The following is a 24,801-nucleotide window of genomic DNA, read 5'->3' on the forward strand; positions in this document are numbered from 1 at the left end:
TTATTCGCCTTCCTCGACAACCTCGAGCGAATAGCCCTGGTTACGCGACGCGCGAATGGCAACGTTGGCGCCAAGCGCCGTCAGCTTTTTGCGCAGGTACGAGATATAGACCCACACCACGTTGGCGCCTTCGGGCGCGTCCTCACCCCAAACCTCGAGCATCAGACGTTCAGTGGGCATGCGCGTGCCGGCGTTGCGCATAAAGAGTTCCATAAGCTGAAACTCGCGATTGGCCAGGTGCTCCTCGCCCAAGGGTCCCACAAGCGTGCAAGCCGCCGTGTCGAGGCGCACGTTACCCACGCTGAGCGTCGTGGCGTCAATTGCCGTCGCGGCACGCGTCATGGCACGAATACGCGCAAGCAGTTCCTTGGCGGCAAACGGCTTGGTCAGGTAATCGTTGGCACCGGCATCCAGGCCCTCGACCTTATCGGACACCTCGCTTTTTGCCGTGAGCATGATGATGGGCAGTCGCTTTCCGGCGGCGCGTGTACGCTTGAGCACCTCGATGCCGTCCATGCCGGGCATCATGATGTCCAGGATTGCGGCGTCGTAATCGTTGGTGAGTAGATTCTCGAGCGCCGTCAAGCCGTCGAGGGCGGTGTCAACCTCGTAGTCGCTATGTTGAAGAATCGCGGTGAGGGCGCGGGAGAGACCAGGTTCGTCCTCGGCAAGCATCAGCTTCATAGTTGCTCCTTTGGCGCATGGCTCTACAGGTTTCGATACTGCCGATGATAGCGTACCGTCAACCGCCTTAGCGCAGCCTTAGCTGCTCAACCTGCGCGTTTTTAAATACGCAGGATGTGGCTTAGCCAAACTTAAGGCGCACGTGTCGAGCGCTTTGACGCATGCCGGGCGCGAAGGGACAGTGACTCGTCCTTTCACGGCGTCCTAGTTATGCAAAGTGCTCGAGCGTTACTCCTCGTACGCGCCCTCAAGCCGAAGCAGCCACTCCTTGCGGTCAAGCCCGCCGGCATATCCGTTGAGCGAACCATCGGCGGCAACTACGCGATGGCACGGCACGATAATCGAAATGGGATTACGCGCGACCGCAGCCCCCACAGCACGGGGAGATACAACGGGTGCCTCGTTCCCCGGCACCCGATGGCGGGCGGCAACACGCTGGGCGATCTCGCCATACGTAGCGACCTCGCCACGCGGGATAGAAAGCAGCTCGTACCAGACTTCACGCTGAAACGCCGTGCCAATCAAATGCAACGGCGGCGTATACCGAGGCTCCTGCCCTGCAAAATAAGCATTCAACCAAGCCCAAGAACGCTCGAGCATCGAGGAGGCCGCACCATTTGCGGGATTCACCAAAGATATTCCACCGGTACCGGAAACCGCGTCGGCGCCTTCAACATGTTCGGAGTCTTCCCGGAGAAGCGTGGAACCAAAGTGCTCCTGCCCCTCAAACCAAAGCCCCGTCAGACCGCGGCCATCAGCGGCAAGCAAGATTTCGCCCAAAGGCGAGGCAAATGTCGTCGTGACCACCAGCGGCTCCTTTCAAAACTCCGCAACATAATACCGCGAATTGTGCAGACAACCCCAATCGACCCCAAAGTCACCCAAGGCAGCAAGCGCGACAGCGCCGCAGCTGCCGCACGACCCCAAAGTCCCCGCAGGCAGCAGGCGCAACGCGCCACAGCTGCCGGCCGCGCCCCAAAGTCACCCCAGGCAGCAGGCGCGAAGCGCCGAGGCCGCCGCCGGGACCAGGGTCCGCAACAGCCACGCGCCCCCACATCAACCCAGCGGCCCCAACCAACAACGGCCCCATCGCAGGCCGCTCGCAGCCGAGTCACCGCAGGCGGGGGCCGGGCTTAGTTTTCAGAACATTCCGCAGACCAGTGTGGCGCCTTGTCCGCAGCTCCGAAGGAGCAGGACAAGGCGCCACACATGGTCGAGGACGTTCTGAAAACCAAGCCCGGCCCCCGCCGGACAGGTCAAACTACTCGCAGAGCAGCTTAGCGATCTGGACGGCGTTGGTTGCCGCGCCCTTACGGATTTGGTCGCCGCAGCACCAGAAGGTGATGCCGCGCGCGGCCTCGGGGTTCGAGATGTCGCGACGCACGCGGCCGACCCAAATCAGGTCCTGGTCGGACGTATCCATCGGCATGGGGAAGCGGTCGTGTGCACCCTCGGCACCCAGATCGTCAACCAGCTTGACGCCCGGAGCGGCGACCAGCGCAGCACGGGCCTCTTCAACCGTAATGTCGCGCTCGAACTCGAGCGTAATGCTCTCGGAGTGCGAGCGCAGCACGGGCACGCGCACGCAGGTGCAGTTCACGCGCAGCTCGGGCAGATGCATGATCTTGCGGCCCTCGTTTTGCAGCTTCATCTCCTCGGAGGTAAAGCCCTCCTCCTTGACGCCGCCGATCTGCGGAATCAGGTTGCTCGCCAGCTGGGCGGCAAACGCGCGCGGCTCGGGAATCTCCTCGCCACGGCCCAGGGCAGCCAGCTGAGCCTCGAGCTCAGCCATACCGGGAGCGCCAGCGCCCGAAGCCGCTTGGTACGTGGAAACGATCATGCGCTTCACGCCTGCGAGCTGATGCAGCGGCCAGGTGGGAACCAGGCCGATGATGGTCGCGCAGTTGGGGTTGGCGATCAGGCCATGATGCCATTTGATGTCGTCGGCATTGATCTCGGGAACGACAAGCGGAACCTCGGGATCCATGCGGAAGGCGTGGCTGTTGTCGACCACGACGGCACCGCATTTGACAGCCTCGGGCAGCAGCTCTTTCGCAATGTCGTCGCCGGCGGCGCCAAGTACGATGTCGCAGCCCTCAAAGGCCTCGGGACAAGCCTCTTCAATCACGACCTGCTCGCCGCGGAACTCGACGGTTTTGCCCGCAGAGCGCGCGCTTGCCAGCAGCTTGAGCTTGCCAACCGGAAACTCCTGCTCGTTGAGGCACTCGAGCATCTGGGTGCCAACAGCTCCCGTCGCGCCCAAAATAGCAACCGTGTACTGTTTCATGCTTCCCCCTTTAAAGGTTGTGGCTTTTGCCCGCACGCCGAGCAGGCTGAATGTTCTTGCCCAGTGTATACAAAAACGGGACGGGCATGAAACCCGCCCCGTCGAAACGAAACCGAAACGAAACGCCCCACGGTAGATTCTTGGGACATGCCCCAAAATCTACTCGTGCGCCAAAAGGTAGATTTTCAGGCATGTCCCAAGAATCTACCGGGATGGCCGCTACTTGTGGAGGGCGGCCAGGGCGGGTTCGACCGGCGCGGGAGCCTCCAGGTCCGCGACCTTCACAATGCCGTTCTCGTCGGAGAAGGCGCGGTAAATGGTCCGAATCGCCAGGTCGAAGTCCTTCTCCTCGACACCGATAATGATGTTGATCTCGTCACAGCTCTGCGAAATCATGCGCACGCTCACGCCGGCCTGGCCAAGCATGCCAAACAGGTGGCCGGAAATACCAGCACGACCGCGCAGGTTACGGCCGACGGTCGCGATGAGCGCCAGACCCTCGACGACCTCAATCTCGAGCGGCTCGACCTCCTGCTGAATGTCGCCCACGAGCGAGTACAGCGAATCGTGAACGTCCTGCTCCTGCACCACGGCGCCAAAGCGGTCGACACCGGTGGGCATGTGCTCGACGGAGACGTCATAGCGCTCGAAGACCGAAAGCGCACGGCGCATAAAGCCGACGCGGGGCTTGGTGCGGTCGCGGGCAACGTTGATGGCGACAAAACCGCGCTTGCCGGTCACGCCGGTAATGATGGGCTCTGCCTCACCCTCATCAGCCGTCTCGCTAATGATGGTGCCGGGGTCCTGCGGCGCATTGGTGTTCTTGATGACCAGCGGAATACCCGCCTCACGCACAGGGAACACGGCCTCCTCGTGCAGGACGCTTGCACCCATGTACGAAAGCTCGCGCAGCTCCTCGTAGGTAACGCGGGCGATGGGCTGAGCCTCGGGCACAATGCGAGGATCAGCAGAATAGAAGCCCGAAACGTCGGTCCAGTTCTCGTACAGGTCGGCGCCTAGGCACTTGGCCAGGATCGAGCCCGAGATATCGCCGCCGCCACGGTCGAGCAGCTTGATTTGACCCTCACGCGTCGCGCCGTAGAAACCGGGCATGACAAAGCCGCCCTGCTGACCGTACTCCTGCACCAGCTCGGAGGTGCGGTTCATGCTGAGCGTACCGTCGTGATGGAACGCCACGACCGTCGCGGCGTCCAGGAACGGCAGGCCCAGATACTCGGCCATCAGGCGAGCGGTGAAGTACTCGCCACGACTCACGAGCTCCTCGGTGGAGTAGCCGCCCGAGCGGGCGCGCTCGGCAAAGGCCGCGAACTCCTCGCGGATGGGATAGGTGAGCTCCAGCTCGTCAGCGATATCAAAATAGCGCTGCCCAATGTCCTCGAGCAGCTCCTCGCACGACACGTGGTACTTAACGTGCGCGTTAACCAGGTAGAGCAGGTCGGTCACCTTGGTGTCGCCCTTAAAGCGGCGACCGCAGGCAGAAACCACCACAAAACGGCGGGCCGGATCGGCATCGACAATGGCCTTGATCTTCTTAAAGTGTTCGGCGTCGGCGACAGACGAGCCGCCAAACTTGGCAATCTTAATCATGGGCTGGAGGTTACCTTTCTAAAAGCCTCTGCAAACCTGTTTTGCGCGCTCTGATACCATGGTTTCACCGATTGGGACCAAGGCATCCGAGGAGCAGTGTTATATGGGAACTTATCATAGTACACGAGGACGCACTTTATCGTGCTCAAGTAAGGTGGCAATCCGCACCGGCATCGCTCCCGACGGGGGTTTGTTTGTCTCGGACGAGCTTGGCACCCAGCAGGTCGATATCAGCTCGCTTGCAGATAAATCGTACTTTGAAATCGCTCAAGATGTGTTGGGAATGTTACTGAATGATTACACGGCCGAAGAAATTTCGGCGTGTGTCGACGAGGCATACCGCGGCACGTTCGCGAGCGAAGAGGTCACGCCGCTCGTCAAACTCGACGCCGCACCGGGCGCCGACGCCCCTCAGACCTATGTGATGGAACTCTTTGGCGGCCCCACAAGCGCCTTCAAGGACGTCGCCCTGCAGATGCTCCCCCGCCTTATGGCCCGCACTTCCGCCAAGGACGGCGGCGCCGAGCGCATCATGATCGTCACCGCCACGTCGGGCGACACGGGCAAGGCAGCACTCGCCGGCTTTGCCGACGCCCCGGGCACGGGCATCACCGTCTTTTATCCCGAAGGCAAAGTCAGCCGCGTGCAGAATCTGCAGATGTCCACGCAGGAGGGCGATAACGTCGCCGTCTGCGGCATCCGCGGCAACTTCGACGATGCCCAGAGTGCCGTCAAGCGCATCTTTGCCGATAAGGAGCTTGCCGAGCGCCTGGAAGCCGCCGGCACTGTGCTTTCGAGTGCCAACTCCATCAACGTCGGCCGCCTGGTGCCGCAGGTTGTCTACTACTTTGCCGCCTATGCGCAACTGCTGCGCGCCGGCGCTATCGAGGCTGGCGACGCCGTAGAGTTCTGTGTGCCCACCGGCAACTTTGGCGATATCTTGGCCGGCTACTACGCCAAGTGCATGGGTCTGCCCGTCGCCAAGCTCGTCGTGGCGAGCGACAAGAACAACGTGCTTGCCGACTTCCTGACCACCGGCGTTTACGACCGTAACCGCCCGTTCTTCACGACCATCTCGCCGTCGATGGACATCCTTATTAGCTCCAACCTGGAGCGCATGCTCTACTTCTTGTCCGACGGCGACTGCGAGCTCGTTGCCGGCCTTATGGAGCAGCTGGCACAGACTGGTCGCCACGAAGTTCCCGCCGACCTGCTGGCAAAGATTCAGAGCGTCTTTGGTTGCGGTTGGGCCAGCGAGGACGAGGTCCGCACTGCCATCAAGAGCTGCTGGGACGCGAACGGCTACGTGATCGACCCGCACACCGCTTGCGGCTATCACGTCTTCGAAAAGGTCGCTCCCGCCGAGGGCGCCAAGGCCCGCGTGTTGCTTTCGACCGCCAGCCCCTACAAGTTCCCGCGCGCCTGCTGCGACGCCCTGGGCCTCGACGTTCCCGAGGATGATTTTGAGGCTATGCGTGTGCTCGAGCAGGCCACCAACACGGTCGCCCCGACCCAGCTCGCCGAACTCGAGTCCAAGCCCGTCCGCTTCGAAGACGTCTGCGACGTCGATGAGATGGCCAGCTACGTCGAGTCCGCAGCAAAACGAATGAGCACCAACTAGATCCCTTATTAAGCGCCGGCGAAAGCCGGCGCACCTTCTTTTTATTAAGCTTTCGGGATGATGACGAGCATGCGAGCGGGTCTGGCCGTTTAGTTCGTCGCGAGTTCCGCACGAGCCGGAAAGCACTTAATGTGCTTTCCGAGCGAGCCAGGACTGCCCGAGCAGCGAACTAAACGGCCGGACCCGCCCAGGAGGACCCACATGATCAAAATCACCGTCCCAGCAACCAGCGCCAACCTAGGCATCGGCTACGACACCCTCGGCATGGCCGTCAGCCTCTACTCGCACTTCACCTTCGAGCGCGCCGACAAACTCACCATCACGGGCTGCCCCGAGGAGTTCCAAGACGAGAATAACCTGGTCTATGTGAGCTTTGTGGATGCGCTGGCCGCATGGGGCGAGCCGGCTTTCCCCGTTGCCATCGACATTCAGACTGACGTTCCCGTCGCTCGTGGCCTGGGTTCCAGCTCCACCTGCGTCGTCGCTGGTATCATGGCAGCCGCCGCGTTGACGGGCCACACCGTCGACCGCGCCGAGCTCGTCCGCATTGCCACCGAGGTCGAGGGCCATCCCGATAACGTCGCCCCCGCTATCCTGGGCGGTGCCGTCTGCTCCTTTACGCCGACCGATTCGCTTCCCCAGTGCCTGCGCTACGAAGTGAGCGATCGCTTGCGTTTTATTACCGTGATTCCGCCCTACGAGGTGCACACGAGCGAGGCGCGCAAGGTCGTGCCGCAGGAGATTCCGCTCTCCACCGCCGTATGGCAGATGGGCCGCATCGCCGGCATGACGCGCGGTTTGGAGACTGGTGACCTGGACCTGATTGCCGCCGCCAATGACGACCGTATTCAGGAACCCTATCGTCGCCGTCTGATTCCCGACTACAACGCTGTGCGCGACACCTGCCTTAACGGCGGCGCCAAAACCATCTGGATCAGTGGTTCGGGCTCGACTCTCATGGCCGTGACTGACGACACCATCGTGGCAAAGTTCTTGCAGGTTAAGCTGCGCGAGCAGTTCCCTAAGTGTGATACGCATATTCTGACGTGCGACACCGAGGGCGCTCAAATCGAGTACCTGTAGCGCCCTGCCTCATTGCTCTCACCGGTCCCCTTGGGGCTTCCCCTGAAAACGTCCTCGATCATGAATTGCCCCGTCGTGCGCTTCGCGCGACGGGGCAATTCGATCTGCGGATTGTTTTCAGGGGAAGCCCCAAGGGGACCTTCGCAGCCTCGACAGGATAATCGCATTCGCTGATTTAATTATCGCCCGATTCGCGGCGCAATCTATTTATCTCCGCTGCTCAGAACCGCCTCAAGTCTTTGCACGAGAACTCCGACGGTAATTCCAAGTGCCTCTGCATAGGCGAACTGCTCATAAACCCTAAGACTGCGTTCCCCGGTTTCGACTTTCGAGATGAACGACTGAGGTACCCTCAGTTTCTTTGCGAGTTCAACCTGAGTGATACCTTGTTCCCGACGAATCTGGGAGAGGCACTTTCCGCATGTCCTATTAGCATCAACGTTCATACCGTTTACGCTATATTCCATTTTGATATATCCCAAACTAGGATATATTCATGTGAGTATCTGTTTCACTTATCGCAATTGTTCGCATCGCACATTTGAAACGAGAGAGGGGACTCGATAAGCATGGATGACGAGATGAAAGAGCCCAATAGTGAGCAAACGCCCAGTGCATCTGATGAACAGAAGCCGAATATCGAAGGGAAGCAGGTTTCTGATGGTGCTGACGACACCACCTCCCCTGACGATCGATCATCAAATGAAGACGGTGCCACATGCAATAAGGAAGAGGACGATTCACTTCTAACGAGTGCCATTAACAAACTTGGTGGTAATAAACGAGCGGCTATCGCAACTGCTGCGATAGTTGCCGTCATCTTCTGCTTACCCATGCTGTTTCCTCAAATGTTTTGCACCCACAAACTTTGGACCAATGCAAACTGTACAAGCCCTCGCACCTGTAAAAGTTGCGGCAAAACCGAGGGGAAACCGCTCGGACATGAATGGGAAGAAGCAACATGCACGGTTCCGAAGACCTGTCAACGCTGCGGCAAAACCGAAGGGAAACCCCTTGGGCATCAACCAGGTTCTTGGACTACCGAAGTCGATTACGTTGACGCCACCTCGAAGGAAATTCGAGAATGCGGGAGATGCGGAGAGATCGTTGACACCCGCAACGAAAAGGAAATTACTTCCTTTCTTGGCGACGGATCGTTTTCAATTTCACCTGAAGGCTTTATTGAACGACTTAACGAGGAATTCTCCGATATTCCCAATTGCAGCAGTATGAAGGCGAGTTACGAGTTAGACGATAGCGGCACGGGACTCGAGCTTCAGATAAAAAATGGCTCTACGCTTGCCGGTATTGGAGGTTTTTTCTCGGACTCGAGCAGTCAACTACTATTCAGCTATCTTGGATCAGAAAACTGCTTCAAAAACATAGTCATGTACTTCGAAAATTCAGATTATGCCGCGGCGACAGCATTAGCAACCATACAAGCAATTGATCCAACACTCTCATTTTCCGACGCTAAGGAGACTGGCGCTGCCTGCGTAGGTACGCCAACTGTCAAAAATGGAATTACGTACGCAATCTTAGCTTCAAATGGAGAATACTGGCTGAGCACCCGAATTGAATAATTTACTTTAATTGCTAAATGCAGACGCCTCTTACTCGCGGCATATTAAAGTTCAACCCCTGCTAGCATCGTCAATCGAAATATGCCCCGCCGAGCACTTTAGCTTGGCGGGGCATTTCGATACGTAGGCGAATTTTGATACCTAGAAGGCCCACATGCCCCCACTAGGCAGCCGGCTTCGCTGCTCAAATTGCTCGAACTGCAACTTGAGCAATCAGCGGCCAGCATCTCTTTTAGGCTGCGCTAGTTTCTTTGTATTCAAAGACTGGCTCTAAGATGTCTTCGATGCTGCAGTGCAGGACTTTCGCCATATCCCTTACGGTTGTTACCGATGCTTCGTTGATGTTTCTCTGGCGCTGTTCGTACATTTGGATTGAGCGGAGTGATATGCCCGATTCGTATGCCAGGTCTTGTTGGGTTTTCTTGAGCCTCTTTCTTGCTTGCGCCAGTTTAGTTTGACGAGGTGTTTTCTTCGCCATATCGCAAATAAGACGCGCCACACGTTCCTCTGAGGCTTCATGCCAGGGATAGTACAGACCGCGCAGCGCATCAAATGGAACGACATGCAGCAGATCTTCGAAAGACTCCCCTAAACGCCACTGCAGGTATGCCAGCATCCAGCCCGCCCAATATTCCGGCGTCTTCTCAAATCGATAGGTGCAGTCCGGTATAGGCCTGTTTTGATAGCCCGATCTTTCAGCGATAAGCGCGAACAGCTCAACGCCCGATTTTCCCGATACGACCCATGCGTTGCCGCGTTCGAACTCGCGAGCTACGCCGCTGAGGCAAAAGAGTTCAGCAACTTCCGATCCCTCTGCTCCATAATCATTAACGGCATAGTCAAAGCAGTCGCCTAGGTTGTTCATTGCGTCCTCGAGGTAATAGACGGGATATGTCCTACTCGGCCCACAATCCGTTAACTCTTGGATCATTTAAATCAACCCTCCCTGCCATCAAATCCCTAATGTCGACACCCTCGGTGTCAAATCCGTTTATCGTATCCAGATACTTACGTCGAGCATTCTGTTCTCGCTCAAATCGTTTGGGATAAAACTCAGCTCCCGAGGCCTGCTTCCAATCGCGGAACCTGATCGCCGAGAACGCGCGCTCACTCATAAGAGCGTATTGGATGCCCAAATCGCCCAAACGCATAATGAGTTGCAGTTGCCTGAGCGAGATCATGCCGTTAACGAACTGTCTTGCAAACGAAAAGTAGGAATCGTCGGCGCGATAGCCTCGAATAACATCATAGGGAGAAATATCAATCAGGCAGTTATCCAGCAGATAGCGAAGTCCTTCGCGTGCCAGCGGCGTCGAGACATTAAACTCCCGGTTGTCGGCCAAAATCGCAAGCCAATTAAGAATTGAAAACTCCCCGGACTCCAAATCCAAGACCGCGAGACCATCCATATCGAGCTCATATCGATTCGCGATACCATCGGACTCGGTCCGGCATGCCCATTCCATCGCCATTTCCTCATGTGGCGTGCAATAAAACCCACGTCCATAGTCGTTGAACTGCTTACATCTATCCAGCGACGGATGCTCGACAACAACCTCCGACCCGTGCCACAGCTCCATATCGGCCTCCTAAAAAATATCACCACAGTGATAGTTTACCAATAACTATCACTGAGGTGATATAGATAAGAGCTTTTGAGGGGTTGCAGCTCGATTAGAGGCAGGCCTCGGCGATGCGGCGCTTGAGTTCATCGATACCGGTGCCAGTCTGGGAGCTTGTGATGATTACGTTTTCGGCCGGGACGTTGAGCTGCTTTTTGATGGCTGCTGCCTGGCGGGCCTGCTGGGTACGGCTGAGTTTGTCGGCCTTGGTGAGACAGACGATAAAGTTGAATTCGTTGCCCTGTAGGTAGTCGATCATGTCGTGGTCGAGCTTGCTGGGATCGTGGCGAATGTCCACCAGCGACACAACCAGGTTAAAGCTGCGCTCGGAGTCGAAGAAGTCACCGATGAGCTCGGCCCAACGGTCGCGCTCGGCCTTGGAGCGACGGGCGAAGCCGTAACCCGGCAGGTCCACGAAATGCACGTCGTCGGCCTCAAAGAAGTTGATGTTGCTCGTCTTGCCCGGCGTACTGGAAACCTTGACCAGGTTCTTGCGGCCAAAGAGCTTGTTCATAATCGACGACTTGCCCACGTTGGAGCGGCCGACAAAGCTCACCTCGGGGCAGGTGGACTCGGGAATCTGCGAAACCTTGCCGTAGCTGGCGACGAACTTGGCAAGCTGGTAGTTAATGGAATCGGCCATGGACACTCCTTGGTCGTAGGTTCTTACAAAAGAGCGCGCTATTGCGCAGCGGCAATGCGGCGGACGATATCGAGCGTGATGTTACTTGCGACACGCGCGTACTCGAACAGATCGAACTCTCGGTCGCAAATTGCATCGTACGCCTCGTCACAATTATCGCTGATAGCGCGCAACACCAGGCAATCGACACCATTTTTGGTTGCGACATGAGCAATCGCCGCGCCCTCCATGCCGACACAATCGGCATGCGTCGCCTCGATAGCGTCGTTACGCATGGCGGCGCCCGTCACAAAGCGGTTACCCGTGGCAATCGTGCCGACCAGGAACTGTTTGGTGCCCTCGTTCGAAGCGACTGCATTTGTCGAAGCGTCAACGAACCCACGCTCAGCAAGCACGTCGACGGCAATATCGACCAGCGCGGGCGTCGAACCAAACTCCTCAAGCCCCGGTGCGGACTCGGCGATAAGCGCGGTATCGGTATCCAGATAGCGCAGGCGTTTGCCAATGACCACGTCGTCGATATGGAGCTTGGGGTTCAAACCGCCCGCAATGCCCGAAAACACAACAGCCTGCGGAGCATACTTGCTAATGAGGTGCTGTGTTGCAGCGGCGGCGTTCACCGTGCCCATGCCCGCCGTTGTGGCGACAACTGTCAGGCCGTCGAGCTCACCGCTCACAACGGTCAAGCCTGCCTCCCGTGCCTCGCAAACGTCGCTCAGCTCTTCCTTAATCTGCATGATCTCTTTTTCGAGCGCACCGATAATCGCGATGGTAGCCATACCATTCCCCAAACCTATACGAAATTCTCAACCACGGTATGGTACCAGCATTTTGTTTGACCTCGCCAAACGAACACGCTAAGCCAGTGCAGCTCGCGTATCAAACAGCGCCTTTGCAATCGCGGCCGTAACCTCGCTCGAGCGCTCGCTCCACGGTATCGATGTCATGACGCTCATGACATAGGTACGGCCATCGATGTCGATAAGGCCCGCATCGCATGTCGAATAGTAACCATCCTCGCTAATCCAGCCTGCCTTGTTGCGCACCAAAACATGCTCGCCCGCAATGCCATCGCGCACTCATTTAAGTCTGTCCCCAATGAGTGCCCTTGGGGGCGAAAATAGATCGCTAGTCGATGGCGTTTTTGAGTTCGGCGCGGCGCTTTTTCATACCCGTCATGACGGCGTTGCGCAGCTCGGGCATGCGCGCGGTATCCATCTGTGGAACGCCCTCAAGCTTATAGGGAATCCCCAGCTGCTCGTATTTGACGACACCCATGGTGTGATACGGCAGCATCTCCAGGCCGACCACGTTATGCCACGGGGCGATTAAACGACCGAGCGCCTCGCACTCCTCCACCGCGTCGGTAATGCCCGGTACCACCACGTGGCGGATAACGACCTTGATCCTGCGACGCGCCAGCTCATCGCCAAACGCCAGGATGCGTGCGGGGTCACAACCGGTCAGCCTTTTATGCTCGACCGGGTCGGCATGCTTGATGTCGAGCAAAACCATGTCGGTCTCGTTGAGCACGGCATCGAACTTCTCGGGATGCTGAGGGTCGAAGGCGTAGCCACAGCTATCCAGGCAGGTATGTACACGACCATCGGGGTTGTTGTGCATTGCACGGAACAGGTCGGCCAAAAACTCGGGCTGCAGAAGTGGCTCGCCGCCCGAAACCGTAATTCCGCCGCTGCGATAGAACTCATGGTTACTCTGGAACTCGTCCATCAGGTGCTCGACGGTCACCATGGTGCCGCCGCTAACCGACCAGGTATCGGGATTGTGACAATACGCACAGCGCATGGGACAGCCCTGAACAAACACCACAAAACGGATTCCGGGACCATCGACCGTTCCCATCGTCTCGATCGAATGTACACGACCCAGGGCAAATGCAGAGTCCTCGGGACGAGCGTCCACACCCTCGAGCGTCATCTCAGCCATTCCCGCTACCTTGCCTCTCTTTGGTTTTAGCTACGTACATGCCAGAGCCATTCTAGCCCATGCGCATGATGGTGAAACGGTTTAGCCCTCAATTGGGTTGCTCTATTTGGCCCCACGCAAGAGCGGCGGGAGGTTGTCGCAACCCGCCCGCCGCCGTGGCAATAGATATCGATAGACGCCCGGCCTTACGCCTTGAGCGTGAGCACCGCACCGAAGGCGGTCGGGCCGCAATGGCTCGAGATGACGCCGCCGACCTGAGTCCAGGTAACGTCCTTAAAGCCCAGGTCGTGCGCATAGACTTCCATATCGTCGCGCAGCTCCTCGGAAAGACCCACCGAATACGCCAGGCCAATGTGCGAGTAATCAATCTCGCCCTTCTCAATCATGTGATCGATAAAGGCGCGGGCGCATTTGAGCATAGAGCCGCGGAACTTTTTGGTCGCCACGAACTTGCCGCCCGTCACCTCAATACAGGGCTTAATCTTGAGCAGATGGGCGCCAAGGAACGCAACGTTGGACAGGCGGCCGCCCGCCTTAAGGAAGGCGAGGTCAGTGGGAACAAAGCCCAACAGTACGCGGTCCATGACGGAATTGGTGAAGGCGAAAATTTCGTCAACGGTGGCATCGGGATGAGCCTCGATGTATTTGGCAGTCTCGACGACAACGAGTGACTGGCCCACCGAGACAAAGCGCGTGTCCATGGAGAACACGTAGTCGCGCCCCTGGGCCGCAATCTTCGATGATTGATGCGAGCAGGTCGTGGCCTCGGAATACGCAAGATGCAAAATGGTCGCATCGGGCTGCTCGGCATGAATGCGGTCGTACACGTGAGCAAAATCCGCAGGCGAGCAGCCACTGGTCTTGGGCATAACGCCAAACTCGTTACAGCGCGAGTAAATCTCGAGCGGATCGATCGAACCGTCCTCGACGGTCTCGTCACCAATCGTGACATGCATGGGTACACGCACGATGCCATAGCGTTCGCAGAGCTCCGGCGTCACATCCGAACCAGACTCAACCACGATTACGTACTTGCCCATTATCATCACGACCCATCTCGACGTTGGTTATTTATTACGCGCGCACGCCCGTCGCCCAATTGAACAACGACTCCCAAGCACCAGAGAGACGCCGCCCTTCGTCACAACAAAGGACAGCGTCTCCCTGAAATACTCCGTGCTTGCCTGAGATTCTACACGGTTTAGTAATGAGTGTTACTTACTCCGCAAACGGTAGCTATACGCGATAAGCGGTAGCCACCAAGAAAGTATCCCATGCGCCCAACCTCTCAGGAGAGTTCCGCCTAAAGGGTGACTACACAGGACCCCCGCCGGGCCGCTTTGGGCTACTTTCCAAAACATTCCGCAGGACGCAAAGGGCTCCGCCGCGCGAAGCGCGCAGCGGAGCCCTTTGCATGTCCGAGGACGTTTTGGAAAGTAGCCCAAAGCGGCCCGGCGGTCCTGCGGGAGTTAAATCCCTTTAGAACTTGTTGTGGAAGGTACGCGAAATGACCTCGTCCTGCTGCTCCTTGGTGAGCGTGTGGAAGTTCACGGCATAGCCGGAAACGCGGATGGTCAGCTGCGGGTACTTCTCGGGGTGAGCCTGAGCGTCGAGCAGCGTCTCACGGTTGAAGACGTTGATGTTCAGGTGGTGGCCACCCTTCTCGGCGTAAGCGTCGAGCATGTGGACCAGGTTATCGGCCTGAGTCTCGGAAACTTCAGAAACCTTCATAATGTGTCTCCTTCGATCGATAGGCGCCGGCCGAAACCGGCGCGCTAATCAGTAATCGTTATTGTTAGTATAGCACTAACAATAGTTACTCGCCCAGCTGATCAAGGTCGATATCACCAAAGAACACCTGGTCCTCCTTGCCGAGCGCGCCCGGGATGATGGAGAAGGTGTTGGAGATGCCGTCCTGAGCATCGCGGAACGGGAGCTTGGAAACCGAAGACAGCGAAGCGATGGCGCCGTGGCTATCGCGCTTGTGCATGGGGTTAGCACCCGGGGCGAAGGGCTGGCCAGCCTTGCGGCCATCAGGCGTAGAACCGGTCTTCTTGCCGTACACGACGTTGGAGGTGATGGTCAGAACCGAGGTCGTGGGCACGGAGTTGCGGTAGGTGTCGTTCATGCGGATGTACTCCATGAACTGGTGCACAACGTCGTGAGCGATCTGGTCGACGCGGTCGTCGTCGTTACCGTACTTGGGGAACTCGCCCTCGGTCTCGAAGTCGACAATGATGCCGTTCTCGTCGCGGACGGGGTGGACCTTGGCGTACTTGATGGCGGACAGGGAGTCAGCCACGACGGAAAGGCCAGCAATGCCCGTAGCGAACCAGCGGTGCACGTGCTTGTCGTGCAGAGCCATCTGGATGCGCTCGTAGCAATACTTGTCGTGCATGTAGTGGATGATGTTCAGCGAGTTGACGTACACGCCAGCGAGCCACTTCATCATGTCGTTGTACTTTGCCACGACGTCATCGTAATCGAGCGTATCGCCCTCGACGGCGCGATACTTGGGGCCGACCTGCTTCTTGGAGACCTCGTCAACACCGCCGTTGAGTGCGTACAGCAGGCACTTGGCCAGGTTGGCGCGGGCGCCGAAGAACTGCATCTCCTTGCCGATGCGCATGGAGGACACGCAGCAGGCAATGCCGTAGTCGTCGCCGTGGTAGACGCGCATGAGGTCGTCGTTCTCGTACTGAATCGAGGAGCTGGCGACAGAAGTCTTGGCGCAGAACTTCTTGAAGTTCTCGGGCAGACGGGTCGACCACAGAACGGTCATGTTGGGCTCGGGGCTGGTGCCCATGTTCTCGAGCGTGTGCAGGTAGCGGTAGCTCATCTTGGTAACGAGCGTACGGCCGTCAACACCCATGCCGCCGATGGACTCGGTGACCCACTGCGGATCGCCGGTAAACAGGGCCTGGTACTCGGGGGTACGGGCAAACTTGACCATGCGGAGCTTCATGATGAAGTGATCCACGAACTCCTGGATCTGCTCCTCGGTGAAGGTACCGTTGGCAAGGTCGCGCTCAGCATAGATGTCGATGAACGTGGAGGTACGGCCGATGGACATAGCGGCGCCGTTCTGCTCCTTGACGGAAGCGAGGTAGGCGAAGTACATCCACTGGATGGCCTCCTGCGTGTTGGTAGCAGGGTTGGAAATGTCGAAACCATAGGTCTCGGCCATCATCTTGAGCTCGCCGAGGGCGCGGATCTGCTCCTGCAGCTCCTCACGATCGCGGATGTTGTCGGCGGTCATGACCGTCGGGGTGGAAGCCTTCTGGGCCTCCTTGTCCTTGATCAGGTAGTCGACGCCGTACAGGGCAACACGACGGTAGTCGCCGATGATGCGGCCGCGGCCATAGCCATCGGGCAGACCGGTGATGATGTGGGCCGAGCGGCAGGCGCGCATCTCGGGGGTGTAAACATCGAAGACGCCAGCGTTGTGGGTCTTGCGCTCGAAGGTGTAGCGCTCGACAACGTTCTCGTCGACCTTATAGCCGTGCTGGCTGGCAGCCTGGCAAGCGATGCGGATGCCACCGTTGACGTGCAGCGCGCGCTTGAGCGGCTTGTCAGTCTGGAGACCGACGATGGTCTCCTTCTCGCGGTGGGCGTTATCGATGTAGCCAGCGGGGTGGCTCACGATACCCGTAACGGTCTTGGTGTCCATATCGAGGACACCGCCCTGCTCGCGCTCCTTAAGCAGCAGGTCGAGAACCTCGCCCCACAGCTCCTTGGTACGCTCGGTTGGGCCGGCGAGGAACGACTCGTCGCCCTCGTAGGGGGTGTAGTTCTTCTGGATGAAGTCTCGGACGTCAACTTCTCCCGTCCAGATGCCTTCCTTGAAGCCTTCCCATGCCTCCTGCATTGTGTAACCACGCTCCTAGTTACGTGTAATGCGGCGCTCTCTCACACCGCTGCTTATTGAATTCTTGAATGTTCGGCTTGCACTACCGGCTTCTTCCGTTCTTCACCACACGTTGGTGCAGGGAAAACGTTTGTCCACCTTGGAACTACAACCCAAAACCCAAGATTTCACCCGTTTGAGAAGGATAACATAGCGACCCTCTCCATCTGGGCTGTTATATGTTTCTTTTTTTATATCATAAAGGCGTTTTTTACAAACCCGCAGGAAATGCGAGCGCGAACAACTACCGTTCACCGATTTGTTTGGTATTTTTCCTTGCCTTTGTACGACGTTCACTCTAGCTGTTATGCCAGCTTTAGCAGGGTAAAGTGTTCCAGAGACCCTACAGAAACTGCAGGGCGGCCACGGGACCCCCCGTGGCCGCCCTGTGGCGTGACTAGTTTTTAGCTTTGATTGCCGCTTGGCATTAGGCGGCTGAGGCGGCCTTGTCGGTCGTTGCCTTGCTGTTGCTCTGCTGGCCCTCAAAATGCTTGTAGCACCAGCTGGTGACCAGCGGGGTCAAAATAGCAGTCACGATTGCACAGGCAGCAACCTGTGCCGTGGCCGTCGCGAGCACCACACCGCCGTACAAGGCCTCGTTGACGCTTGCCATGGCAGCAGGCGTGGCCACATTGGCTCCGGCGCAGCTCGAAATGGCCGCACCTGCGACACCCGTACCGCCTGTGAGCTTATCGACCGCGATAACGGGAATTGCAAAGACCACCGAGCAGATCACGCCGAGCAGAATACCGGGAAGACCACCATTAATGAGCTGGCCAAAGGTCATGGTCGAGCCCATGGCAAAGAAGACGAGCACGATGATGGCGGAAAGTGCCGGTGCCATCATCTTCTTAAAGCTGGGGAAGAGGTTACCCAGAATAATGCCGACGACGATCGGCAGGATGGCGCCCACGAGCGACCAGCCGATCGGAGCCTGACCGGCAGCGCCGAGCACGATCATCGTGACCGGAGGGCCGACAACCAGCGTGGTGATGGCGACGGCGCCACGCTCGGCCTCATTGCCCATGGTGCCCATCAGACCAGCGTACATAGCGTTGTTGGCGCCGGTGCAAGCGGCCAGCATCACCATGGCAGAGATGCCAAACAGGTTGTCGTTGAATACATAAAGGATGAGCAGCGACACGGCAACGACCACGATCTGCTTGACGGCGATGATGATGGCGCCGCGGGCAGCGGCGGCAGGAGCGCTCTTAAACGAAATCGTCGTACCGACGATGAGCAAAAAAGCGCCAACAAGCGGGCCTGCGCCCTGCTGGGTCATGCCGAGCGTAAAGCTGCCGAGCGTTTTGAACAGATCGGGGAACAGCGTGTTGAGCAGGCAGCCCAACAAAAGCGGCACCAAAATATTGGCACCCGGGATGGAGGACATCTTAAAGAACGGCTCCTTTGCCGCCGGCGCCTCCACCGCAGTCGATTCACTCATATATATCTCCTTTGGATGCATGCGAATCGTAGCCGCACGCGCCTTTGTCAGAAAGAAGGCGACGGTCCCGAGTCGCAGGAGCCGTCGCCGAATTAACGTCGCGGGGTATTACCCGTCCAGAACGATGCCACCGTCGCAGTCACCGATCTCGCCGTTCACGAAGCTAGCGAGGTCGGAAGCGAAGAAGAGCACCATCTGCGCAGGCTCGCTGGCCTGGGCGGCGCGGCCCAGAGGAATACCGTTGATGATGCGCTGAGAGTTCTCGTCAGAGAGAATCGAGGTCATATCGGTAAGGGTGAGCGACGGGCACACGGCGTTGCAGCGGACGCCAAACTTGCCGCCTTCCTTGGCGACTGCCTTGGTTAGACCGTTAACACCGGCTTTGGAGCTGGCGTAGGCAGCGGTGCCGAGCAGGCCGCCGCCGATCTTGCCAGCAACAGAGCTCACGTTGACGATAGTGCCGGCATGGGCCGCCTTAAAGTGCGGGTACACGGCGTTCATCATGGTAAAGGTGCCGTTGAGGTTGATGTCGATGGTGCGACGCCACTCGGTGTCATCGATCTCGTCGAACTTCTTGGTGCTGATGACGCCAGCGCAGTTGATCAGGATGTTGGTTTGCGGCAGGTCCGTAAAAATCTGCTCGACGGTCTCACGCGCCTTAGGCGCATCGGCAACATCGAGCTGATAGAACTTGTTGCCCTCGCCAAGCTCGGCCACAGCGGCCTCGCCCTTGGCAGCGTTCCTTGCGATGAGCGCGACGTGTCCGCCGCCCGCGACGATGCCCTTGGCGATCTCGAGGCCAATGCCCTGAGTGCCACCCGTGACAATCGCGGTCTTGCCCGTGAAGTCAAATGCCATGACTCCATCCCCCTTGATTCAGGTGTCTCCTTGCGGGAAGTTGGAGCATCGCGCGTGGCGATAAATGAGTCCCAGTCGTCATGGTGATGACAACCCCTCGCCTAACCGCGTGCATGATAATTCTTTGAAACGTTACAATTATTGAATGATTTTAAGTCTTTATACGCTCTTTATATTGCCTAGCGACCAAGTAGATTTTTGGGACATACCTAGAAATCTACCGAATGGGATGGTTGAGCAGGGGTATCATCTTTCACCGAAAATAGTTTCTAGTGTTAGGGGTTTTCGGTGGAAGATACCGATTTCCATGAGCTTGGGCATCAGCTTTTAACTGAGTTTGGCAGCATGCATCAGCGCATTTCGCGCTTTGCGGACAAAGCTCTCGGCGGCGAGATGGCCGTCATGCGCGCCCTCATGCTCGCCGGCGGTTCGCTTACGCCGAGCGAACTCGCCGATCGCGCTTGGGTCTCGAGCGCCCGCATCGCCAACATCCTGCGCGCCCTCGAGGGCAAGGGCTGGGTCGAGCGCGAGCACTCAAAAACCGACCGTCGTCGCGTACACGTCACGGTGACCGACAAAGGCCGACAAGACCTCGAAATCAAACGTCGGGAATTCGAGGACCGCACCGCGGCCTTTCTCGAGCAGCTCGGCGAAACGGATACCCAAGAGATGGTGCGCCTTCTAAGGCGTGCCAACGAAATTATCGACCGCAACCAAGAAAGGAGAGATGCCGAGTGAGGATTCTCAAGCTCTTTAAAAAGCATGTCCTGGCGCTGCTCACGGCTATCGTACTTATCGTAATCAGTTGCAATGCCGACCTAGCGCTGCCTACGTATATGAGTGACATCGTCGATGTGGGCGTGCAGCAAGGCGGCATCGCCTCACCCGTGCCCGACACCATTCGCGCCGAATCGCTCGATGACCTCAAGCTCTTTATGGGCGCCAAGGACGCCAAAGCCGTGGATGCCGTGTTTAGCAAGGCGGACAACAACGGCATTCGAACGTACAAGGGCACCGAGGAGGAGCGCGCCGACGGCGGCAAGATTGCCGACATCATGAGCCTGCCCGAGACCGTCGTCCTTTCGCTCAACCAGGGCATCGACGCCAGCTCCATGGGCGACATGATGGGCACGTCCAGCGAAAAAGACAACAGCGCCGCCCAGGCCATGCCCACCCCCGAGCAGATGGCGGCGATGACGCCCGAGCAGCTCGCCGAGATGCAGCAGAAGGCCGCAGCGGCACAGAACATGCAAAAGCAGATTGATGCCGACGGCGGCAAGATCACCATGAAGAGCCTGCGTCTGGGCGTTGAAGGTGGCTTGATCGACCAGGGCAAGCTCGTCGAAGGCGCCAACGAAATGGCGGACAAAATGGGCTCCATGTCGGGCTCTATCGTCACGCAGCGCGCCGTGACCTACGTGCAGGACGAGTACAAGGCGCAGGGCATCGACCCCGCCGACGTGCAGAACGCCTACCTGAGCCGCATGGCGACCACGATGTTTGGCCTGTGCCTGATCTCGCTGGTCGCCACCATCCTGACCGGCGCTGTGGCGTCGCGCACCGCCTGCTCCATCGCCCGCGACCTGCGCCGCGAGACCTTCAACAAGGTCATGCACTTCTCGCCGGCCGAGGTGGGCAAGTTTAGCCAGGCCTCGCTCATCACCCGCTGCACCAACGACATTCAGCAGATCCAGATGGCAGCGACTCTGTTCATTCGCATGTGCCTCATGGCGCCTGTCATGGGTATCGTCGCGGTCATGCGCGTCCTGGCCAACCACACCGGCCTGGAGTGGACCATCGCCGTGGCCATCATCGCGGTCTCGGCCGTCGTCGGCGTGCTCATGGGCCTTACCATGCCCAAGTTCAAAAAGATGCAGAGCTTTGTGGACCGCGTGAACCTCACCGCCCGCGAGCTGCTCGACGGCCTTATGCCTATCCGTTCGTTCAACCGCGAAGAACACGAGCTCGAGCGCTTTGACAAGGCTTCGCTCGACCTTATGACCACACAGCTCTACGCCAACCGAGCCATGAGCTTTATGATGCCGCTCATGATGCTCGTCATGAACTGCATCACCGTGCTTATCGTCTGGTTTGGCGCGCAGGGCGTCTCGGACGGCGTGATGCAGGTCGGCAACATGATGGCGTTTATCTCCTACACCATGCAGATCGTCATGGCGTTTATGATCCTCACCATGGTGTCGGTCATCCTGCCCCGCGCCGAGGTCGCAGCCGAGCGCGTGGAAGAGGTCATCACCTGCCCCACGAGCATCAACGACCCCGTCTCGCCCAAACTGCCCGCGGCCAACGCGCCGCGCGGTGAGCTCGCCTTCCACGACGTGAGCTTCCAGTATCCCGATGCCCGCGCCGATGTCATCAGCGGTGTGAACTTCACCACGCACGCCGGCCAGATGCTCGGCATCATCGGCTCCACGGGTTCGGGCAAGTCCACGCTTGTGCAGCTCATCCCGCGCCTGTACGACGTCACCGGCGGCAGTATTTCGCTCGACGGCATCGACGTGCGCGATATGACCCTTTCCGAGCTTCGCCGCCGCATTGGTTACATCCCGCAGCAGGGGCGTCTGTTCTCGGGCACTGTCGAGAGCAACCTCAAATTTGCCGGCGACATGGTGAGCGATGATGACATGCGCCAAGCGGCACGCATCGCACAGGCCGAGGACTTTATCGCCGAGCGCGAGGGCGGCTACGACTCCCCCATCAGCCAGGGCGGCTCCAATGTCTCGGGCGGTCAGCGCCAGCGCCTGGCCATCGCCCGCGCGTTGGCCAAAAAGCCCGAGGTCGTGGTGTTCGATGACTCGTTTAGCGCCCTCGACTACAAGACCGACGCGCGCCTGCGCGAGGAGCTGGCCAAAAACGTCACCGACGCCGCGCTCGTGGTCGTGGCCCAGCGCATCGCGACTATCATGCACGCCGACCAGATCATCGTGCTCGACGACGGCCACGTGGTGGGCACCGGCACGCACGAGGAGCTGCTGCACAGCTGCCCGGCATACTTGGAGATTGCACAGTCACAGCTTTCTGCCGAGGAACTGGGGCTTACCCAAGAAGAGATTGCAGCCGTTATGGAAGGAGGCGAGCGCTAATGGCAGACGAGACCAAGACTCAGATTCCCAAGCCCACTCGTCAGCGTGGCCCCATGGGTCGCATGGGCGGTATGGGTCGCGGCGAAAAAGCCAAGGACTTTAAGGGCACCATGCGGCAGCTGCTCGGCTATATCGGCCAGCACAAGATTGCCGTGTTTGCCGCCGTCGCCTTTGCCGTATGCTCGGTCATCTTTAACATTGTGGGGCCCAAGGTGCTCGGCCAGGTTACGACCAAGCTGTTCGAGGGCCTAGTTGCCAAGGTCAACGGTACCGGCGATGTCGACTTTAACTGGATCGCCAAGACGCTCGGCTTTTTGCTCTGCCTGTACCTGGCGAGCTCCGCCTGCAGCCTGATCCAGGGCTGGCTCATGACCGGCGTTACGCAAAAGATCTGCTACCGCATGCGCAAGGAAATCGCCGCCAAGATCGCCGTCGTGCCGATGAGCTACTTTAACGGCCACAGCAAGGGCGACGTGCTCAGCCGCATCACCAACGATGTCGATACGCTCGGCCAGTCGCTCAACCAGAGCGTGACGCAGCTCATCACCTCGGTAACGCAGATTATCGGCGTGCTCGTCATGATGCTGTCGATTAGCCTGCCGCTCACCGGTGTCACCGTGCTCACGCTGCCGGCCGCCGCGATTATCTTGATGGTGATGATTCACTTCTCGCAGCCGTACTTCCGCGAGCAGCAACAGGTCCTGGGCACCGTCAACGGTATTATCGAGGAGGATTTTGCCGGCCAGAACGTTATTCAGGTGTTCGACCGCGCCGAGGCTTCGATCGAGGAGTTCGACAAAGAGAACGACCGCCTCTTTATGAGCGGATGGCGCTCGCAGTTCCTGTCGGGCCTGATGATGCCGCTTATGAGCCTGGTGGGCAACATGGGCTACGTGGGCGTCGTCGTGGTGGGCGCGCAGCTCGCGCTGACTGGTAACGCCACGCCCGGCGACATCCAGAGCTTCATTCAGTACGTGCGCAACTTTACGCAACCCGTGCAGCAGCTGGGCAACGTGAGCAACACGATGCAGTCGATGGCTGCCGCCACCGAGCGCGTGTTTGAGTTCCTGGCCGCGCCCGAGGAGGAGCAAAAGGCCGACGCGCAGATCCCCGAGAAGCGCCCCGGCCACGTGGAGTTTGAGCATGTCAAGTTTGGCTACACGCCGGACAAGACCATCATCCACGACTTTAGCTGCGAGGCCGAGCCCGGTCAGACCATCGCCATCGTCGGCCCTACCGGCGCCGGCAAGACCACGCTCATCAAGCTGCTTCAGCGCTTCTATGACGTGGACGGCGGTTCGCTGCGTGTCGAGGGCATCGACGTGCGCGACTGGGACCGCGCGGCACTTCGCGGCGAGTTTGCCATGGTGCTGCAGGATACCTGGCTGTTTAACGGCACCATCCGCGAGAACATCCGCTACGGACGCCCCGATGCAAGCGATGCCGAGGTCGAGGCCGCTGCACGCGCCGCACGCTGCGATCACTTTATCCATACGCTCGCAGGCGGCTACGACTTCATGATCAACGAGGAAGGCACGAACCTGTCGCAGGGCCAGCGCCAGCTCGTGACCATTGCCCGCGCCATTTTGGCCGACCGTCCGGCGCTGATTCTGGACGAGGCAACTTCCAACGTGGACACCCGCACCGAGGAGCTCATTCAGCGCGCCATGGATGCGCTGATGCAGGGCCGCACCAGCTTTGTCATCGCACATCGCCTGTCCACGATTCGAAACGCCGACGTGATCTTGGTGATCCGCGACGGCGACATCGTCGAGAAGGGCACGCACGACGAACTGCTCGCCCAAGGCGGCTTCTACGCCGACCTGTACAACTCGCAGTTCGACGAAGCGGCGTAAAACCGGCGGCAAACAACCGCAATACCCAAAAAACGGGGGCGCAGGTTCATCCTGTGCCCCCGTTTTTCGTTCTGTGGCCTCGAACCGACTCCCTGAAACCTATTTGATAGCCCCTTCCAGAGCCCGTGGGCAAAAAATGGCAAATATGAGTACTGTTACTTTTTTAGTAACATCCAAAACGACCCAAAACACCGCTCTTGTAGCTTGTATGCACCTCCACATTGCTCAATCAGCTCTGTATCAGGCTTATATGTACTAGCGTTAATGAACATATTTACTATTATGTCCACTATTTTGTGGGAGCAATATGGCACTACAGCAGCAACAGTACTCATATTTGGCATTTTTTGCCCACAGGGTCTGGAGAACACCAAAGATTTGGCAATGCCAGCGAACAAACCGCGCCCTGGTGCAAGGAGTGTCCCCAACTGCCGGCACAAAAGGAACGTCCCCAAGTGCCACCTTTAAACAAGAACGTCCCCAACGACTACATCGATGTTTTGGAAACGACAGACGCTATGACCCAATCCAGGGGCACGGAAACGACAGGAGCCCCC

At 58.4% G+C, this 24,801-nt stretch carries 22 protein-coding genes; 6 read left to right on the forward strand and 16 right to left on the reverse strand.

Annotated features, from left to right (window positions below):
- The 4 genes from DW943_RS07855 to DW943_RS07870 form a co-directional block, all read right to left on the reverse strand.
- Positions 1 to 684, reverse strand: a complete 684-nt coding sequence (locus tag DW943_RS07855; protein WP_117648274.1) for a response regulator transcription factor — start codon at positions 682 to 684, stop codon at positions 1 to 3.
- Positions 685 to 912: 228 nt separating this feature from the next.
- Positions 913 to 1,491, reverse strand: coding sequence for a methylated-DNA--[protein]-cysteine S-methyltransferase (locus DW943_RS07860; protein ID WP_233543630.1), 579 nt, complete (start codon positions 1,489 to 1,491; stop codon positions 913 to 915).
- A gap of 454 nt (positions 1,492 to 1,945) precedes the next feature.
- Positions 1,946 to 2,971, reverse strand: coding sequence for an aspartate-semialdehyde dehydrogenase (locus DW943_RS07865; protein WP_117862691.1), 1,026 nt, complete (start codon positions 2,969 to 2,971; stop codon positions 1,946 to 1,948).
- A 219-nt stretch (positions 2,972 to 3,190) separates the two neighbouring features.
- Positions 3,191 to 4,579, reverse strand: a complete 1,389-nt coding sequence (locus DW943_RS07870; protein WP_117862692.1) for an aspartate kinase — start codon at positions 4,577 to 4,579, stop codon at positions 3,191 to 3,193.
- 103 nt (positions 4,580 to 4,682) lie between these two features.
- On the opposite strand from DW943_RS07870, the gene thrC reads away from it, so the two are divergent.
- Positions 4,683 to 6,200: a threonine synthase gene (gene thrC / locus DW943_RS07875; RefSeq protein WP_117862693.1), complete on the forward strand. Its 1,518-nt coding sequence runs from the start codon at positions 4,683 to 4,685 to the stop codon at positions 6,198 to 6,200.
- A gap of 201 nt (positions 6,201 to 6,401) precedes the next feature.
- Positions 6,402 to 7,283: a homoserine kinase gene (gene thrB / locus DW943_RS07880; protein ID WP_117862694.1), complete on the forward strand. Its 882-nt coding sequence runs from the start codon at positions 6,402 to 6,404 to the stop codon at positions 7,281 to 7,283.
- 203 nt (positions 7,284 to 7,486) lie between these two features.
- On the opposite strand, the gene DW943_RS07885 is transcribed toward thrB, so the two are convergent.
- Positions 7,487 to 7,750 (reverse strand): helix-turn-helix domain-containing protein, encoded by a 264-nt coding sequence (locus tag DW943_RS07885; RefSeq protein WP_231501614.1) that lies wholly within the window; start codon positions 7,748 to 7,750, stop codon positions 7,487 to 7,489.
- 102 nt (positions 7,751 to 7,852) lie between these two features.
- Here DW943_RS07885 and DW943_RS07890 point away from each other — a divergent pair, with 102 nt between their 5' ends.
- Positions 7,853 to 8,866, forward strand: coding sequence for a hypothetical protein (locus tag DW943_RS07890; protein WP_117862695.1), 1,014 nt, complete (start codon positions 7,853 to 7,855; stop codon positions 8,864 to 8,866).
- A gap of 232 nt (positions 8,867 to 9,098) precedes the next feature.
- On the opposite strand, the gene DW943_RS07895 is transcribed toward DW943_RS07890, so the two are convergent.
- The 11 genes from DW943_RS07895 to DW943_RS07945 all read right to left on the reverse strand — a co-directional run bounded on the left by DW943_RS07895 (position 9,099) and on the right by DW943_RS07945 (position 19,287).
- Positions 9,099 to 9,797, reverse strand: coding sequence for a helix-turn-helix transcriptional regulator (locus DW943_RS07895; RefSeq protein ID WP_233543631.1), 699 nt, complete (start codon positions 9,795 to 9,797; stop codon positions 9,099 to 9,101).
- Complete coding sequence (locus DW943_RS07900; protein WP_117564732.1) at positions 9,763 to 10,446, reverse strand: DUF3990 domain-containing protein; 684 nt, start codon at positions 10,444 to 10,446, stop codon at positions 9,763 to 9,765. The genes DW943_RS07895 and DW943_RS07900 overlap by 35 nt, the downstream gene beginning before the upstream one ends.
- A gap of 94 nt (positions 10,447 to 10,540) precedes the next feature.
- On the reverse strand, positions 10,541 to 11,131 hold the full coding sequence (gene yihA, locus DW943_RS07905; RefSeq protein WP_055252447.1) for a ribosome biogenesis GTP-binding protein YihA/YsxC: 591 nt from the start codon (positions 11,129 to 11,131) through the stop codon (positions 10,541 to 10,543).
- 38 nt (positions 11,132 to 11,169) lie between these two features.
- Positions 11,170 to 11,910: a 5'-methylthioadenosine/S-adenosylhomocysteine nucleosidase gene (gene mtnN / locus DW943_RS07910; RefSeq protein WP_099432169.1), complete on the reverse strand. Its 741-nt coding sequence runs from the start codon at positions 11,908 to 11,910 to the stop codon at positions 11,170 to 11,172.
- 78 nt (positions 11,911 to 11,988) lie between these two features.
- Complete coding sequence (locus DW943_RS07915; RefSeq protein WP_117862696.1) at positions 11,989 to 12,210, reverse strand: hypothetical protein; 222 nt, start codon at positions 12,208 to 12,210, stop codon at positions 11,989 to 11,991.
- Positions 12,211 to 12,259: 49 nt separating this feature from the next.
- The gene (gene pflA, locus DW943_RS07920) at positions 12,260 to 13,078 is read right to left on the reverse strand and encodes a pyruvate formate-lyase-activating protein (protein WP_117862697.1); all 819 of its coding nucleotides are present in this window, start codon (positions 13,076 to 13,078) and stop codon (positions 12,260 to 12,262) included.
- A 185-nt stretch (positions 13,079 to 13,263) separates the two neighbouring features.
- On the reverse strand, positions 13,264 to 14,118 hold the full coding sequence (locus tag DW943_RS07925) for a DegV family protein (protein WP_117862698.1): 855 nt from the start codon (positions 14,116 to 14,118) through the stop codon (positions 13,264 to 13,266).
- A 439-nt stretch (positions 14,119 to 14,557) separates the two neighbouring features.
- Positions 14,558 to 14,809: an autonomous glycyl radical cofactor GrcA3 gene (grcA3, locus tag DW943_RS07930; RefSeq protein ID WP_055252439.1), complete on the reverse strand. Its 252-nt coding sequence runs from the start codon at positions 14,807 to 14,809 to the stop codon at positions 14,558 to 14,560.
- 85 nt (positions 14,810 to 14,894) lie between these two features.
- Positions 14,895 to 16,946 (reverse strand): formate C-acetyltransferase, encoded by a 2,052-nt coding sequence (gene pflB, locus DW943_RS07935; protein WP_117637024.1) that lies wholly within the window; start codon positions 16,944 to 16,946, stop codon positions 14,895 to 14,897.
- A 466-nt stretch (positions 16,947 to 17,412) separates the two neighbouring features.
- Complete coding sequence (locus tag DW943_RS07940; RefSeq protein WP_117790516.1) at positions 17,413 to 18,429, reverse strand: 2-keto-3-deoxygluconate permease; 1,017 nt, start codon at positions 18,427 to 18,429, stop codon at positions 17,413 to 17,415.
- Positions 18,430 to 18,537: 108 nt separating this feature from the next.
- On the reverse strand, positions 18,538 to 19,287 hold the full coding sequence (locus DW943_RS07945; protein ID WP_006234857.1) for an SDR family NAD(P)-dependent oxidoreductase: 750 nt from the start codon (positions 19,285 to 19,287) through the stop codon (positions 18,538 to 18,540).
- A gap of 288 nt (positions 19,288 to 19,575) precedes the next feature.
- Here DW943_RS07945 and DW943_RS07950 point away from each other — a divergent pair, with 288 nt between their 5' ends.
- Genes DW943_RS07950 through DW943_RS07960 form a run of 3 tightly spaced genes read left to right on the forward strand, consistent with a single transcriptional unit; the run spans position 19,576 to position 24,244 of the window.
- Positions 19,576 to 20,025, forward strand: a complete 450-nt coding sequence (locus tag DW943_RS07950; RefSeq protein WP_117862699.1) for a MarR family winged helix-turn-helix transcriptional regulator — start codon at positions 19,576 to 19,578, stop codon at positions 20,023 to 20,025.
- Positions 20,022 to 22,388, forward strand: coding sequence for an ABC transporter ATP-binding protein (locus tag DW943_RS07955; protein ID WP_117862700.1), 2,367 nt, complete (start codon positions 20,022 to 20,024; stop codon positions 22,386 to 22,388). Before DW943_RS07950 ends, DW943_RS07955 begins: the two co-directional genes overlap by 4 nt.
- Positions 22,388 to 24,244: an ABC transporter ATP-binding protein gene (locus DW943_RS07960; protein ID WP_117862701.1), complete on the forward strand. Its 1,857-nt coding sequence runs from the start codon at positions 22,388 to 22,390 to the stop codon at positions 24,242 to 24,244. Before DW943_RS07955 ends, DW943_RS07960 begins: the two co-directional genes overlap by 1 nt.
- Positions 24,245 to 24,801: the final 557 nt, after the last annotated feature.

This window comes from Collinsella sp. AM44-11 (assembly GCF_003467145.1).
Lineage (GTDB): Bacteria > Actinomycetota > Coriobacteriia > Coriobacteriales > Coriobacteriaceae > Collinsella.